Source organism: Paracoccus yibinensis (assembly GCF_030846195.1).
GTDB classification, from domain to species: domain Bacteria; phylum Pseudomonadota; class Alphaproteobacteria; order Rhodobacterales; family Rhodobacteraceae; genus Paracoccus; species Paracoccus yibinensis.
This window is the reverse complement of the sequence record NZ_JAVCWH010000030.1, coordinates 1-14,821: the sequence shown is the minus strand read 5'-3', so window position 1 is coordinate 14,821 and position 14,821 is coordinate 1. Positions and strand designations below refer to the sequence as shown.

The 14,821-nt window shown below is 63.2% G+C and carries 15 protein-coding genes; 3 read left to right on the top strand and 12 right to left on the bottom strand.

Going from position 1 to position 14,821, the window contains the following annotated elements; all coding sequences use genetic code 11:
• From RAH32_RS20345 to RAH32_RS20335, 3 genes are all read right to left on the bottom strand, one after another.
• On the bottom strand, positions 1-147 hold a 147-nt coding region (locus RAH32_RS20345), incomplete at its 3' end, for a recombinase family protein (RefSeq protein ID WP_306610234.1).
• Positions 148-503: 356 nt separating this feature from the next.
• The gene (locus RAH32_RS20340) at positions 504-1,712 is read right to left on the bottom strand and encodes an IS66 family transposase (RefSeq protein ID WP_306610233.1); all 1,209 of its coding nucleotides are present in this window, start codon (positions 1,710-1,712) and stop codon (positions 504-506) included.
• Positions 1,713-1,874: 162 nt separating this feature from the next.
• Positions 1,875-3,089 (bottom strand): IS256 family transposase, encoded by a 1,215-nt coding sequence (locus RAH32_RS20335; RefSeq protein ID WP_373429745.1) that lies wholly within the window; start codon positions 3,087-3,089, stop codon positions 1,875-1,877.
• A gap of 15 nt (positions 3,090-3,104) precedes the next feature.
• Here RAH32_RS20335 and RAH32_RS20330 point away from each other — a divergent pair, with 15 nt between their 5' ends.
• The 3 genes from RAH32_RS20330 to RAH32_RS20320 all read left to right on the top strand — a co-directional run bounded on the left by RAH32_RS20330 (position 3,105) and on the right by RAH32_RS20320 (position 6,301).
• Complete coding sequence (locus RAH32_RS20330) at positions 3,105-4,259, top strand: esterase-like activity of phytase family protein (protein WP_306610232.1); 1,155 nt, start codon at positions 3,105-3,107, stop codon at positions 4,257-4,259.
• 357 nt (positions 4,260-4,616) lie between these two features.
• Positions 4,617-5,231 carry an ABC transporter ATP-binding protein gene (locus RAH32_RS20325; protein WP_306610231.1) on the top strand — a complete coding sequence of 205 codons (615 nt, stop codon included), beginning with the start codon at positions 4,617-4,619 and terminating at the stop codon, positions 5,229-5,231.
• Between the two features lie 161 nt (positions 5,232-5,392).
• Positions 5,393-6,301 (top strand): calcium/sodium antiporter, encoded by a 909-nt coding sequence (locus RAH32_RS20320; protein WP_306610230.1) that lies wholly within the window; start codon positions 5,393-5,395, stop codon positions 6,299-6,301.
• 274 nt (positions 6,302-6,575) lie between these two features.
• Here the strand turns inward: RAH32_RS20320 and istB are convergent, their stop codons facing one another.
• The 9 genes from istB to RAH32_RS20275 form a co-directional block, all read right to left on the bottom strand.
• Positions 6,576-7,340 (bottom strand): IS21-like element helper ATPase IstB, encoded by a 765-nt coding sequence (gene istB / locus RAH32_RS20315; protein ID WP_306610229.1) that lies wholly within the window; start codon positions 7,338-7,340, stop codon positions 6,576-6,578.
• The gene (istA, locus tag RAH32_RS20310; protein WP_146038763.1) at positions 7,337-8,833 is read right to left on the bottom strand and encodes an IS21 family transposase; all 1,497 of its coding nucleotides are present in this window, start codon (positions 8,831-8,833) and stop codon (positions 7,337-7,339) included. The genes istB and istA overlap by 4 nt, the downstream gene beginning before the upstream one ends.
• A 56-nt stretch (positions 8,834-8,889) precedes the next feature.
• Positions 8,890-9,807 (bottom strand): hemolysin family protein, encoded by a 918-nt coding sequence (locus RAH32_RS20305; RefSeq protein WP_306610228.1) that lies wholly within the window; start codon positions 9,805-9,807, stop codon positions 8,890-8,892.
• 145 nt (positions 9,808-9,952) lie between these two features.
• Entirely contained in the window at positions 9,953-10,477 is a 525-nt protein-coding gene (locus tag RAH32_RS20300; RefSeq protein ID WP_306610227.1) for a TIGR00645 family protein, read from the bottom strand.
• Between the two features lie 53 nt (positions 10,478-10,530).
• A complete protein-coding gene (locus tag RAH32_RS20295; RefSeq protein ID WP_306610226.1) occupies positions 10,531-11,154 on the bottom strand; it encodes an exopolysaccharide biosynthesis protein in 624 nt (207 codons plus the stop codon).
• Positions 11,155-11,235: 81 nt separating this feature from the next.
• Entirely contained in the window at positions 11,236-11,805 is a 570-nt protein-coding gene (locus tag RAH32_RS20290; protein WP_306610225.1) for a DUF2076 domain-containing protein, read from the bottom strand.
• Positions 11,806-11,830: 25 nt separating this feature from the next.
• Positions 11,831-12,550 (bottom strand): Bax inhibitor-1/YccA family protein, encoded by a 720-nt coding sequence (locus tag RAH32_RS20285; RefSeq protein WP_306610224.1) that lies wholly within the window; start codon positions 12,548-12,550, stop codon positions 11,831-11,833.
• Between the two features lie 22 nt (positions 12,551-12,572).
• Positions 12,573-13,343, bottom strand: coding sequence for an anti-sigma factor family protein (locus tag RAH32_RS20280; protein WP_306610223.1), 771 nt, complete (start codon positions 13,341-13,343; stop codon positions 12,573-12,575).
• Complete coding sequence (locus RAH32_RS20275; RefSeq protein WP_306610222.1) at positions 13,330-13,860, bottom strand: sigma-70 family RNA polymerase sigma factor; 531 nt, start codon at positions 13,858-13,860, stop codon at positions 13,330-13,332. The genes RAH32_RS20280 and RAH32_RS20275 overlap by 14 nt, the downstream gene beginning before the upstream one ends.
• Positions 13,861-14,821 lie beyond the last annotated feature (961 nt).

The following is a 14,821-nucleotide window of genomic DNA, read 5'->3' as shown; positions in this document are numbered from 1 at the left end:
AAGCCGCGCGAGGGCAGGGCGGGTGCGGTCGGCGCCCGAGGCGTGCTCCTCATGGATGAAGGCGCAGCCGGCCTGGCGCAGTTCCACCAACTGCGGATCGAGCGTCTGCTCGAGGGTCGAGACGCGGGCATAGCCGATGAGCGGCATGGAGGGTTCCGGGTTGGGGCTGTTTGCGCGCGTTTATACACATTTGAAAGGCAGGACAAAACGGTCGTTTGAGGACCGTTTTACAGCAGGTCTCGCCCAGGTCGGCTGACGGGAAGGATGCAGCGTTTCCTTGTGTTGCTGCTGTGTGCGTGCGTCCCAGCCTCTAGATGCTCCCGTACGGTGCTCGCACCAGATCAGGGCTTCTTTCTCGCCATAAAATACGTCTTCAGAGGCTACAGGAGTAAACCGCATTATAGTCATCAGGGGCGGATATAAAGATAAAGGAACCAGAATCCATAACTAGGGGGAGGGCAGGGCGGGATGGTAACCGGAGCAGATTGCGGGGCGGGGTGAGTTTACGCCGGTTGCGCGCCCACCAGATCAGGTAATGGGAGGATGCGCTCGGCGGTCCCGTTGATTCCGAGCCGATCGCCGAGATAGGCGAAGAAGGAGATGCCGAGCTTGCGGCAGGTCTTCATGAGCCCGAGCATGACATCGCGTGCCTGGCGGCCATCTGCGCTCATCGTGCCGCCCGAGATCCGGCGCTTGGTCACGCAGGTCCGCAGGTCGTTTTCCGAGGCATTGGTGTGGAGCGGGATCTCGGGGCGCTCCAGCACCTTCAGCAGCTCGTGCTTTCGCCTGTGCAGGCGCGCCAGCAACTGACCCAGCTCCTTGTAGTGGGTGCGTTGCCCGAAGATGTCGTCAAAGCGTTGAGCGAGGACAGGTGCCTCCTTCGCGGACGGCTTTTGCTTCCAAAGCTTCAGGTCGCGGTAGAGCGCCCAGACCTGGTCTCGGACCTTGTCCAGCTTGCGCGTCTGTTCGGGTGTTTTCGGCATCAGCTTTTGCAGCAGGCGCTCGGCATGAACCCAGCACAGGGCATGATTGGGGATGCGGAACTGTCCGGCATCGTCGGACACGACCACCGTGTTGCCCATCAATCCATGGTGGCGCACCGCGCCCCACAGGGCGGCCTCGATGATCTCGCGCACCAGGGTGCGGTCGAAGACGTCAAGGCGCATCCTGACCAAGTGATCATACCAGGCCATCTGCGAGGCAAATGAGGTCTCGGGGTGGGCAGCAAGCTTGCCGATGACATCCGGCGCAACCTTGCGAAGGCGCATGTAATCGAGCGCCGCGACGTTGATCACATGGTCTTCACACCCGGCCCGCAGCAGAGACAGGAAGTTCAGCCGTGACTTCGAGCGGCCCGTGCGGAACACGCTGAACCGGCTGCCGCCGATCTGCGTCGTGACTTCGTCGCGGCGAGCATGACGGGCGCCGGTGTCATCCACGCTGATATAAGACGCGTTGGCCAGGCCGCTCCGCAGGATCGCCTGATCCTCCGCCACAAACCCGTCCAGATCGGAGGTGAGGATGCGCAACACCTGGCGCTTGGAGATGTCCATGCCGATCCCGTTCCCGATCGCGGTCAGCCGCTCCGTCGTCACCTGTCCCTGGGCATGCAGCGAGAGACAGAGCCGGCGAAGGTTGGCGCCAAAGCCGCCGAGCAGTCCCTCCGGCAAGGGCGCGATGATCGTCTTGCCTTCAGGGGTCAGCCAACCCAACGAGAATGGTTGCGACTACGGCGAGCGTCAGCACATACACCTTGAGCCGTCTCTGCGGCAGAGCTCGTGCAACCAGAACCCCCAACGAGAGATAGGGGTCGTGTCGCGAATGTGGTGGAAATTGCCGAGCAGCGGGCTCCGGGCATGTGACGTTGGCTCCAGTCAGGCCGCGAGGTCAAGGGACATCGGCTCGAGAGGCTGAGAAAGCCTTTCCCAGCCGTCGACCTTTCGCATCTGGATCTGCCCTGACGCCGAGAGCGCCCAGAGCAGCATCGGCACGGTTTCCGCACAGGGCAGCACGGTCTGGGTCTTGATGCGGCAGCGGAACTCTTCGTTCAGAGGCTCGATGGCGTTTGTTGTCCGTGCTGACTTCCATTGCGACGGATCGAGGCGGGTGAAGCTGAAGAGGCGATCGCCGGCCTCCTCGAGGCTATCGGCCACGGCCCGGCACTTGAGCTTCCACTTGCGGAGGAAGGCCTTGCGGCGCGTCTCGATCTCGGCGGCGCTGTCGGCGTAGATCATGTCGCGGTAGTCTTCGCTCAGCTCGTCATGCAGGCGCTTTGGGGCGTGGCCGAGCAGGTTGCGGTGCTTGTGAACCGTGCAGCGTTGAATGGCCAGATCCTCGCCCCAGAGTGCCACAAGCGCGGCTTCAAGGCCGGGGGCGCCGTCAACGATTACGAACTCGGGCCGCCTCAGGCCCCGCGCGTCCAGATCGGCGAGGAATTGGCTCCAGGCAGCCGTGCTTTCGCCGCCCATGTTCCTGATTGAGAGGAGCACCTTTTGTCCGTCGCGCCGAACACCGATCGCCGCCAGCACCGAGATGTTGGTGGCCTTGCGGTCCAGCCGGGTCTTTATGACGGTGCCGTCGAGGATGAGCCGCACGATATCCTCCTCGGCCAGGTCGCGGGTGGACCACGCGTCCCAGTCGACCTTCACCATGCGCCAGGCGCGGCTGACCACATCCTTGCTCACGGCTCCTTCGAACAGCCCGAAGAGCGCCCGCTTGACGCGCCGGGTATTGGTTCCGGCCAGATAGACCGCTGCGATCAGGGCCTCGGCCTTCTTGGTCAGCCGCCTGTAGCGGGGCAGTGCCTTCGAGCGCCATTCGGTGATCTTGCCGGCTTCGTTCTCGATCCGAGCACGAGGAACCCGCACCGTCTCGGTGCCGAAAGTGCCGGTCAGCTGCCGATCACGGTGCCCGTGACGGTAGCCCCTGGCCCGCTCGTTGCCGCGGCCGTAACGAAGCCGACCAAGAAAGTCGGCAAGTTCCTCTTCGAACATGGCCTCAATGGTGGCTCGGACATTCGCCCGAAGGCGACGCCCCCAAGAGACGCGCCGCACGATCTTTGGGTTTCGGGCAAGTTCACCGGCAAGCAGCGGAACGAAGACCCGATGACGGTCGAGGGCGACGTGGGCAAGGCCTATGGCGGGCACAAGACGGGCATATCGCTGCCCTTTATCGGCCAGCCGGTGCAGGGAATGTCGGGACTTGCCATGAGCCGGGACGAGGATGGCAGCTGGTTTGCGCTGACGGACAACGGATTTGGCAGCAAGATCAACAGCCCGGACGCGATGCTGTTCTTCCACCGGATGTGGCCCGATTTCACCACCGGACGGGTCGAACGCCAAGAAACCGTGTTCCTGCGCGATCCTGACCGCAAAGTGCCATTCCGCATCGCCAACGAAGGGACGGACAGCCGCTATCTGACCGGTGCCGACTTCGATCCCGAAAGCATCCAGTATCTGAACGACGAGGTGTGGATCGGGGATGAATTCGGCCCCTTCATCCTGCGCGTTGCGCGGGACGGGCGTGTCTTGTCGGTCCACAAAACCATGCTGGATGGTGAGGCATTGGCAGGCCCTGACACGCCCGGCGTTGTCGTGCCAGCCCAGCCGGGCACGGACTTCCGCGTCCAGCGTTCCGGCGGCTACGAAGGCATGGCGCTGCAACCCGGCACCGGCCTTCTGTGGGCCATGCTGGAGAAGCCGCTGCTGAGCAGGGATGGCCAGCCCGAGGGCGATTTCCTGCGCGTGATCACCTTTGACACGGCGGCACAGGACTGGACGGGCGACAGCTTCCGCTTCCGTCTGTCCGAAGGCGCGACCGCCATCGGCGATTTCAACTTCATCGACAACAACCGTGCCCTGGTAATCGAGCGGGACAATGGTGAGGGAGACGCGTCGCGTGCCTGCGCCGAAGGCACGTCGGATCAGTCCGCCTGCTATCCGCAGCCCGCCCGCGTCAAGAATGTGGTGCTGATCGATACCGCCAGTCGTGATGCCGATGGCTTCATCCGCCGCATCGGCCATGTCAACCTGCTGGACATCGCCGATCCTGACGGCAAGGCCCTGGAAGGGCTGAAGCCTGCTGAGGGCAACTTCAGCTTCCCGTTCTTCACCATCGAGGACGTGGCCCGTGTCGACGACACGCATATCCTGGTCGCCAATGACAACAACCTGCCCTTCTCGGGCGGGCGCGAAATCGGAAAGGCGGCGGACAACGAATTCATCCTGCTGTCCGTGCCTGAACTGTTGTCAGCGCGCTGAGCCTTGGCAGGGGCACCATGCCCCTGCCTTCCCGGCGGGGGTCAACCCCTACCTAAAAGCTGAAGATGCTCACCTGAGCTCTATGGCCGCACCCTGCCGGAACGAGAGGATTACCCCTGCCCGTTTCTGCTTCAGCGTGCCGGGTCTGCCCGAAGGGCTGCCAGTAGCCGCTCAGCGATTGCTGCAGAAGATGCAGGGTTCTAGCCTGTGATCAGTTGTCCGTCCGTCAAGGGGTAGACGCCCCAATCGTCGGTCCTTGAGAACAATGCACCAAGCCGGACCAGTTCGTCCTCGCCTCTGCCCAGCATTTCAAGAAACTGACAGGAAACAGTTACATCCCCTCGCTATCAGGTGCTCATGGCTGAACTCAGGATAGAAGAACTTTCGCGTCATTTCGGGGACATTCGCGCCGTTGACGCGCTTTCTGCGACACTGCCTGAGGGCAGCTTCACGGCTCTGCTTGGTCCTTCTGGCTGCGGGAAATCAACGTTGTTGCGGTTGATCGCCGGGCTGGAGCGCCCGCACAGCGGTCAGCTCTGGCTCGGTGACACGCTGGTTGCAGGACCGCGGCGTTTCGTAGAGCCCGAGGCGCGCTCCCTGGGAATGGTATTTCAGTCTTATGCCTTGTGGCCGCACATGAGCGTCGCGGGCAACATCGGTTTTGGCCTGAACCGGCTGACGCGCGTCGAACGTGAGGCGCGGATCCGGGAGGCTTTGGCCATAGTGGGCTTGGCCGAGATGGCAGGGCGCAAGCCGCATGAACTTTCGGGCGGCCAGCGGCAGAGGGTCGCCTTGGCCCGTAGTCTTGCTGCACGACCGCGTATTCTGTTGCTGGACGAGCCGCTGGCAAATCTTGACGCACACTTGCGCCAGTCGATGCTCGCCGAGTTTCGCCGCATCCATGCTGCGACTGACAGCTCACCACCCGGCGCAATGAACTTTCAAGGCAGGGTGGGCCGTGCTCTGCAATGACGCCGCTTGGTCAGGTTGAATTTCGATAGCGTGCGGGTTCGCAACCGTTTTGAGCAAGGGCTAACCGATGGCACCGATAAAGGAAGGGGGTGGACTTGTTGTTTTAGAAGAGAAATCTCATATGAAATGAACCGTGCCTCCGGGCCAACTTTGGATCGATCATGACCTATCTGCTTTTCGTTATCGGGCTTGTGGGACTTTTCTTCGGGGGTGAAGCCCTCGTCAGGGGCGCGACGGCCATTGCCCGTCACTTCCGCCTGTCGCCGATGGTGATCGGCCTGACCATCGTGGGCTTTGGAACATCCGCACCAGAGATGCTGGTTTCCGTGCAAGCAGCGCTTGCCGGTCAGCCCGCCATTGCGATCGGGAACGTCCTAGGCTCGAACATCGCCAACATCCTGCTGATCCTCGGCATTTCAGCGGTCGTTGCCCCCCTCATCATCCCTGTGAAAAAGCTGTGGCGTGATCTCGGCTTCATGCTGTTGGCGACGGCGACCATCTGGATCATGCTCCTGGACGGCAATGTCACCCGACTGGACGGCTTGCTGCTGATTGCAGGCCTTGTCGTCTTCCTCGTCACCGCCTTTATGACCAGCAAGGTCGAAACCCCGGATGTCGAGCTTGGGGATTCTCCGCAGTGGAAGGCGTGGGCAATGACCTTGGGGGGCTTGGTTGTCCTCGTCATCGGCGCCCGGTTACTAGTGGATAGCGCGACGGAACTGGCACGCGCGTTCGGCATTTCCGAGGCGGTGATCGGCCTGACGATCGTGGCCGTGGGAACCTCGCTTCCGGAAGTGGCAACGTCCCTCATTGCAGCGATCCGCAAGCAGACCGAGATCGCCGTGGGCAACATCGTCGGCTCGAACATCTTCAACATCTTTGGCATCCTCGGCACCACGGCGCTGATCCATCCGATCGTTGCAGATCCGCGCTTTGCCTCCATCGACATGATCTGGGTGACGATTGCCGCTGTGGGGCTCTCCGTGCTGGCATTCGTCCTTGGGGGCCTACCGCGCATCGCAGGTTTTGTCCTCATGGCGACCTATGCCGGGTATGTGGCCTTGATCTAACTAGGCGGTTTCTGAGTTGCATGGCCCATCGCAGCCATTTGCTATCACCCACAGTGCAGCATTCGCATCCATACAGGCGCATTAGCTGGTCCCCGCTTGACCAGCACTTTGCGCGTGGCCTTGGATGCTGTCAACGGCGGCGTAAAATCCGGCCACGCGGCGGGGTAAAACCAGGTCAGGTGGCGGTGGCCGGCGCCATGGCGCGCGCGCTTACCAATAGCTGGCGCGTGCCATGGCGCATTGGCCTCTTTGGGCCAAAACGAGCGATCTGATCTCAGGACTTTTGTTGCCGCTTTCGGGCAGTGCTGTTGGCGAGGCGATAGCTCTCGCCGTTCATCTCGAGGATGCTGACGTGGTGGGTCAGCCGGTCGAGCAGTGCGCCGGTGAGGCGCTCGGAGCCGAAGGTCTCGGTCCATTCATCGAAGGGCAGATTGCTGGTGATCAGGGTCGCGCCGCGCTCGTAGCGGTGCGAGATCAGTTCGAACAGCAATTCGGCACCGGTCTTGGACAGCGGCACGAAGCCCAGCTCATCGATGATGAGCAGCTTGTAACCGGCCATCTGCTTCTGAACGCGAAGCAGGCGGCGCTCGTCGCGGGCCTCCATCATCTCACTGACCAGGCTCGCGGCGGTGGTGAAGCCAACGGAGAGCCCCTTCTGGCAAGCTGCCAGTCCGAGGCCAAGGGCAATGTGCGTCTTGCCCGTGCCACTTGGGCCGAGGGCAATGACGTTCTCGCGACGGTCGATCCATTCACACCGCGCCAGTTCCAGCACCTGCATCTTGTTGAGCTTCGGTATGGCGCTGAAGTCGAAGCTGTCGAGGCTTTTGACCGTGGGGAATTTGGCGGCCTTGATGCGGCGTTCGACCATCCTCCGCTCCCGGTCGATCAACTCCAGCTCAACAAGCCGGGCGAGGTATTGGACATGGTCCATGCCTTCGGCCGCGCATTGCCGAGCCAGCTTCTGATGTTCCCGCAGGAACGTCGGCAGCTTCAGCGCCTTGAGGTGATGGGCGAGCAGGATTTCCGGGACATCGTTCATGCCGCGTCCTCCGCATTGCCCGACAACAGCCGCATGTAGGAACCGGCCTTGGTCTTCTCGACCGTGGCCTTGGGCAGATAGGGATAGCAGTCGAGGTCCAGTCGGGGCGGACGGCGTTCTACACGACAAAGCAGCAGGTGCTTTACGGCGTCAAAGCCAATCGCGCCCATCTGGAGCGCCTGCTTCACCGCGGCATGCAGATCAGCCAGGTCGAAAGTTTCCAGCAACCGCAGGACCTGGACGTATTCGCGTCGGCCATGCCGGTTCATACGGGCTTCCATCAACCGCCGCAGCGTGGCGAATTCCTCGGGAAGCTCCCAGCCGTGCAACGGCGCGGCCTGGTCGAGTGCGTTGATCTTTTGCTCCAGCAGCGGCAGGTAGTGGATCGGATCGAAGATGAATTCGTCGCGGTCCCAGCATCGGGGATGGTGGGCAATGACCTCGCCCCGACAGCCGATCACCACGTCGTGGACATAAGCCCGGATCCAGACATCCTGATGACCATAGGCGACCGGCACCGAATAGTCGTTGGTCTTGTAGCGCACCAGACACTGGGACGAGACGCGGCCAGTGTCCTGGTCGCAGGCATCGAAGGGTGCGATCGGGAGAGGGCGCATGGCAGCCAGATCGCGTTGCAGCCGCTCGCCGATCGTTTCGCTTTCGCCGCGCAGGACATCGTGCTGGCGCTTGCGGCATTGCTCTTCCAGCCAGAGGTTGAACGCCTCCCAAGTCGCGAACTCGGGGAGCGGCACCATGAAGTTGCGGCGGCAATAACCCACCAGGCCTTCGACATTCCCTTTGTCGTTGCCTTTGCCAGGGCGGCCGTAGCGATCCTGGATCAGGTAATGCGACAGGAAGCCGCTGAACAGGACGGCTCGCTTGCGGGTGCCATCGGGCAGGATCTTCGCCACTAGGCACCGGTCATTGTCATAGACGATCGACTGCGGCACTGCCCCAAAGAAGGCGAAGGCGTGGATGTGGCCGTCCACCCAGGCCTCGGCGACCGCCGCCGGATAAGCCCGCACATAGCACGCGTCGCTATGGGGCAGGTCCAGCACGAAGAAATGCGCCTTTTGCTCGACACCGCCAATCCTGACCATTGCTTCGCCAAAGTCGGCCTGCGCATGGCCCGGTGGATGCGCCAGCGGCACGAACACTTCCTGGCCCCGCCGTTCCCGCTCCCGGATGTAGTCCTTGATGATCGTGTAGCCGCCGGTGAACCCGCATTCGTCACGCAGCCGGTCGAACACCCGCTTCGCCGTATGTCGCTGCTTCCGCGGCATGGAGCGATCCGCCTCAAGCCAGCCCTCAATGATCGGGATAAAGGGATCAAGCTTCGGCCGCCTGACCTCGGCCGTCCGCCGGTAGCCCGGCGGCACCGAGAACGTCATCATCTTCGCAACCGTATCACGGGAGATGTTGAAGGCCTTCGCCGCCTGACGCTGGCTCATGCCCGCCGCGCAGGCCTGGCGAACCCTGAGATATAGTTCCACGCTGAAAATCCTCGCGCCCTCCCTGCTGTCGCAGAAAGGGAAAGGGTGGACGACTTTTACGCCGCCCGCAGCAGCTCCATGCCGCCGCTTCCGTGGCCTAGTTTCTCACTGCCGTTCTCAGTTCCGCCCGTGCCCCCTGACGCCTGATGGGCCAGCACATCCGCCAGGTGAACGACCCCGACCGGCGTATCCTCGTCGTCAATGACTGGATAGCGGGTATGGGCACGCGCCATCATGCCGCGCAGTTCTTCCAGCGTCGTATCGGGGCTGACCCAATCGACCTGAGACCGCGGCACCATGGCATGTTCGACATCCTGCTGCGGGAAGTCGAGGATCCGGTCCATCATCAAGGACAGCTCGACCGGCAGGTCGCCGCTGTCGCGGGAGTCCTCAATAATGTGATGAAGATCGTCCGCAGAGGCAGTGACATCGAGATCATGCACAGGCTCGATCCGCAGGGCGCGCAGCAGCAGGTTGGCCGCCTTGTCGAACAGCCCGATCAGCCAGCCGAAGACGGTCAGGTAGATCAGCGTCGAGCGCGCAAGCTTGCGGGCCAGCGGCTCGGGGTCAGCGATGGCCAGGTTCTTGGGGTAAAGCTCGCCAAAGATCATCTGGATGATCGTGGCAGCGACCAGGGCCAAGATGGTGCCGGTGGCAACACCCACCTCGGTCGGGATGCCCACCCCGCCCAAAAGCACGCCCAGGGACTGGCCGACCAGCGGCTCGGCCACGAAGCCCACCAGAAGGCCGGTGACCGTGATACCCAGTTGCGCCCCCGACAGCATGAAGCTGGTGCGCCGCGTCACCGCAAGCGCCCGCTTGGCCGCGGCATCACCTTGTGCCGCCTGCGCTGCCAGCCGCGCGCGATCCACGGACATGTAGGCGAATTCCTGGGCCACGAAATACCCGTTGGCGGCGATGATCGCCAAGATCACGAGGGTTCCGAACAGAAACAGAAGAAGCGCCTCGATCATCGGCTGGTTCTCCGGCGACTTCGCGGAAGGATAGGCTCTGGGCTGGGATGCATCGTATTTTATTACCTTTGCGGGTGTTCAGGAAGGATGACGTTCCGGAACGGGGTTTAGCGCGTCTGGATTTCTGAAATCCATGACAGGCGGATCACGAGGGAGCCGCCTTGCGGTACTTGAGCGACTTGGCATGGTTGGCGATCCAGTCCATGGCCGCCAGCAGCACGCCCGAGATGACGAAGACCAGGTGAATGACCACCATCCAGCGGATCTGGTCGGCGGGATACTTCCCGACATCCATGAAGACCTTCAGCAGGTGGATGCCCGAGATAGCTACGATCGAGGCGACCAGCTTCAGCTTGAGGGCCGAGAAATCGACATCCCCCTGCCATTCGGGTCGATCCTTGTGATCCATCAGGTCCATGCGGCTGACGAAGTTCTCGTAGCCCGAGAAGATCACGATCAGGAGCAGGTTGGCAGCCAGGCTGAGATCGATCAGCGCCAGCACGCCGAGGATCGCGTCATTGACGGTCATCACCGGAACGATCAGCACGAAGCGCCCCAGTTCCATCAGGAAGATCCAGACCAGGATCACCAGGGCCACGGCTAGTCCGAGATACATCGGGGCCATCATCCAGCGGCTGGCAAACAGCCCGCGTTCAATCAGTCGTTCCATCGTCGTCCTTGGAGAGCTTCGTGAATGTTGCAGGGTCGTTTACGGGGCTGGCGTCACAGGCCCAGCAGCCGCAGAAGCGCGGCCATCAGGATCACGATCGTTCCCCCTAGAAACAGGATCGTGGCGATGCCGAACAGCACTCCGCCCAGGATCCAGACCCCGTCCCGCTCCAAAGCGCCAAGGGCGATGATGGCGATGGCCGCGGCGGGCAAGAGATTGCCCAGGGGGATCGGCAGGATCAGGACGGCCGACAGGATCAGGCAGACGCCCCCCAGGACCTTCATCGCCACAGGAGAGCTTAAGCTTGCCAGGCGCGGGCGCAGCAATCGCTCGACCCTGTTCAGATGAGGCACGGCGCGGGTCACCAATGTGCGAAACTGGGCGATGTCGAAGGATCGCCCGGCCAGAAACTGCGGCAGCCAGGGCAGCTGGCCGCGCATCATCTGCCAGGACAGATACAGCATCGGCAGGCCCAGAACGGCCGAGGTGCCCGGCGGATTGGGGATGACGTTGAACAGGGCCAGGATCAGCAGCAGCCCGATCAGGCCGCGATCACCCAAGGCAATCAGTATCTGCGCAACCGAGATCCGCGGTTCGGTCCATTCCTCGGCCAGACGGGTCAACGCCCGACTGAGGGTCGGGCGCGGTCCGTGGATCAAAGTGTCGGGGCGTCTCATCGAGATCCTTGGGTCGCAGGGACCCCATGCCGGATTTGAAAATGGCAGCACCCGCAGGGATGCGCGTGCTGCCGTCGGCTTTTACTCGTCGCCGCTGTCGTCGAAACCGCCGTCGTCATAGCCCATCTCGTCGTCCATCGGCTCCTCGACGGGCGCCTCGGACGCGGCAGCGTCGCCGGCGAACATGCCGCCAATCGCGTTGCCCAGCAGCACGCCGCCGGCCACGCCCATGGCGGTCTGCGCCGCGCCTGCCATGAAGCCGCCGCCACCCGAGGGACGGCCGCTGTTCCAGGGACCCGAGCCCTGCTGGCCATAGCCTGGCTGCTGCCCATAGGCTGCGGGCTGCGGACGCGGGGCCATCGGGCGCGGCGCTTGGGGCTGGCCGCCACCGAACAGCCGCCCAAGCAGGCCGCCCTGCTGGGGCTGGGACTGCGGTTGGTACTGAAGCTGCTGGATATGATCCTGCGCGGCGTTCAGCGCCTGTTCCTGCACGATCACGGTCTGGGCCAGGTAATAGGCCGCGCCGGGATTGCGGGCGATCAGGTCGCGGATCAGCGCCTCGGCCTCGGGGTCGCGATGGGGCTGGGACTGGGCGGCCTGGCCCAGCTTGTGAAACAGCCCTTCGATGGCTTGCCTGTCGTTGTGGTCCATGACGTCGTCTCCTTTTTTTCTTGCGTCATTCGTCCTGCTGGCCGGTCAGGCTCAGCAGCAGTTGGAAGATGTTGATGAAGTTGAGATACAGCGACAACGCGCCCATCACCGCCAGCTTCTGCTGCGTCTCGGCGTCGTGGTGTTCGCTGTAGGCGCCCTTGATCGACTGCGTGTCCCAGGCGGTCAGGCCCACGAAGACCAGGATGCCGATGACCGAGACGGCGAACTGCAGCGCGGACGAGCCCAGGAAGATGTTGATGATGCTGGCGATGATGACGCCGATCAGGCCCATGATCAGGAAGCTGCCGAACTTCGACAGGTCGCGCTTCGTGGTATAGCCGTAAAGGCTCATGCCCGCGAACATGGCAGCGGCGCCGAAGAAGGCCCGCGCGATGGACGCCCCGGTGAAGACCAGGAAGATCGAGGCCAGCGACAGGCCCATGACGGCGCAGAAGGCCCAGAACAGGGCTTGCGCAGTCGCGCCCGAAACGGTCTCGATGCGGAAGGACAGGAACATCACGAAGGCCAGCGGCGCCAGCATCACCACCCATTTCAGCGGCGTGCTGAAGATCGGCACATAGATCGCCGGAACCGAGGCGACCAGCACCGCGACAAGCCCGGTCACGACAAGGCCCAGGCCCATGTAGTTGTAGATGCGCAGCATATGCGCGCGCAGACCTTGGTCATAGGCGGCGGCGGGGGCGAACCCGGCGTTGCGGCCAGCCTGATGGATGGGTTGCATCATCTTTCTCCAATGAGGTGGTGGTTCAGTAGAGCGTGTCCGACAGCACCTGCGAGGCGTCCAGAAGCGCATCCGCGCGGTCGGCATCGCCGATGAGGACATGGGCGGTCTCGCCGATCTGGAACCAAGCGACGCCCTCGTCGGGGGTCTCGATAAGACGCGGCAAGGTCACGTCGAAACTGCCGGCGCGCACCGCAAAGTGGCTGACCTGGCCCAGATCCGGCGCCTCGAACAGGATCTCGACCCCGGGCCCCTGGGGCGAGGGAAAGACCTGGGCGTCGCGCACCGTCCAGCCTGGATCGAAGCCCGGCAGGCGGATCCCGGTCGCGGCCCGCAGTTCCTCGGCGTCCAGATCCGTGATCTCGGGTTGCGAGGCCAGGGCCGCGCGCAGAAGGCTGACCTCATGGGCGGAAAGCGCGGCCGTGACAAAGGGCGGGGTCGGGCCCGAGGCCTGTCCTTCGCTGATCGACAGCGGCCCAAGACCGGCATGGGCCAGCCAGCCCAGGCCCACCAGCATGGCTGCCGGCACAACGCGCAGGATCCGGCGCAGCGTGGCGTCGCGCCGCCGCGCCAGCACCAAGCGCCGCGCCGCGCCCAGCAGCGGTCGGGGCATGGGCGGCGGCGCCAGGGCACGCCGCAGGTCGCGGTTCAGCGCCAGGTCGCGCATCACGCGGGCCGCGGCCTCGGGATGGCGGGACAGGTGCGCCTCGACCTCGGACCTCTGGGCGTCTGTCAACTGGCCGTCCACATAGGCGTCCAGGTCCAGATCGGTGATCTGCGCGTCAGTGTTCAGCATCGTGACCTCCCACCAGTTTGAGCGACGGCTTGCGCGGGGCCTCGCCATCCTCGAAGGCGCGCAGCCAGGCGCGGGCCCGCGAGACGCGCGACATCACCGTGCCGGGCGGCACCCCGATCACGGCTCCCGCCTCGGCATAGGAGAGGCCTTCGACCGCAACCAGTTCCAGGGCCTCGCGCTGATCCTCGGGCAGCTCCAGGAATGCCCGGCGCAGCTGCGACAGGCGCAGGGCGCTGTCCTGAGGAGCATCGACCACCTGCGGGGACAGCTTGGCATAATCCGCCTCGCGCCGGCCTTCGCTTTGCGCCTGGCGGCGGCGGTCCAGGAAGCGGTTGCGCAGGATCGCGCGCAGCCACGGCCCCGGCGCCTTGCCCGCCGCAAGCTGTTGGCGCTGTTCATGACCGCGCAGCAGGGCATCCTGGACAAGGTCGTCCGCCTCGGCCCGGTCACGGGTCAGGGCAAAGGCATAGCGCCTCAAGGGCGTCAGAAGGGCAAGGATCGGGTCGCGGCGGGTCATCTTATAGAGTTAGACGAAGCCGAGGGCGGTTTCCTTCCATGCGCGCAAAAAAATAAACAGAGGCTCGGTATCCAACAGGATTAAAAAGAGCAGCTTGCACGGATTGCCAAGCGTTCCACGGACAATCGAGGATGACGCCGCTGAGCCTGCCTCATGGCGCCTTGCGACCCTTTCGCCCGGCATTGCGCGGGCTCTTGTCATTTCCACCACCGTCAGTCGATGCGCTTAGATAACGCTCAAACAGCAAACGGTTATTGCTCAGACTGAACTCGACCCGGCAGAACGGACAGCGCCCGGCAGCCGCGCGAGGAATGGCGGCACCACAGTTTGCGCAGTAATCCGGAAGGGGCCGGCGCATTATCTTGTCCTCCAAAGGAAATGGCTACACCTGTGCGGTGTCTTGCAGACCCGGGCTGCAGGTGCCTCAGCCTCCGGCGCTACCTGCAGAACCGTGAACTTACGGTCGACCCCGGCCCGGTTCTTCCCCCGGATCCTACCGCCAGCGGAGAGGCCCAGCAGCGCCGCCCCGATCGGTAACAGGACCGATACCCGTTTACGACCGAGGCCGGTCGGCTTGGCCCATGACAGTGTGTCGCAGACATCACGCGAAGCGTTGGCGTCGCGATAATGTGTGGCATCGGAAAAGCAGATTGGCCATGCGCTCGATGCAGGTTGCCGGTCATGGCATGGAGAGAGTACTGCACAGGCGTCGGGGTCAGGAGCGGGTCACAGCGGGTCATCTTGTATAGGTAGACGAAGCCGGTGGGGATCTTCTTCCATAGCTTCTGGAAAAATTTATCGCATCAACTGCTTTAGAGCGGACCTTGCGGTTTGTCTGTACCTTTCTGGAAGCAGCTCTGCTGTCCTTTAAGCAATCCAGACTGTGTGAAAACGCCTGTGGGATTCCCTGACATCCATGCGGGTGATATGCTCAACCATGGCACATATCTCAGGTAATGAC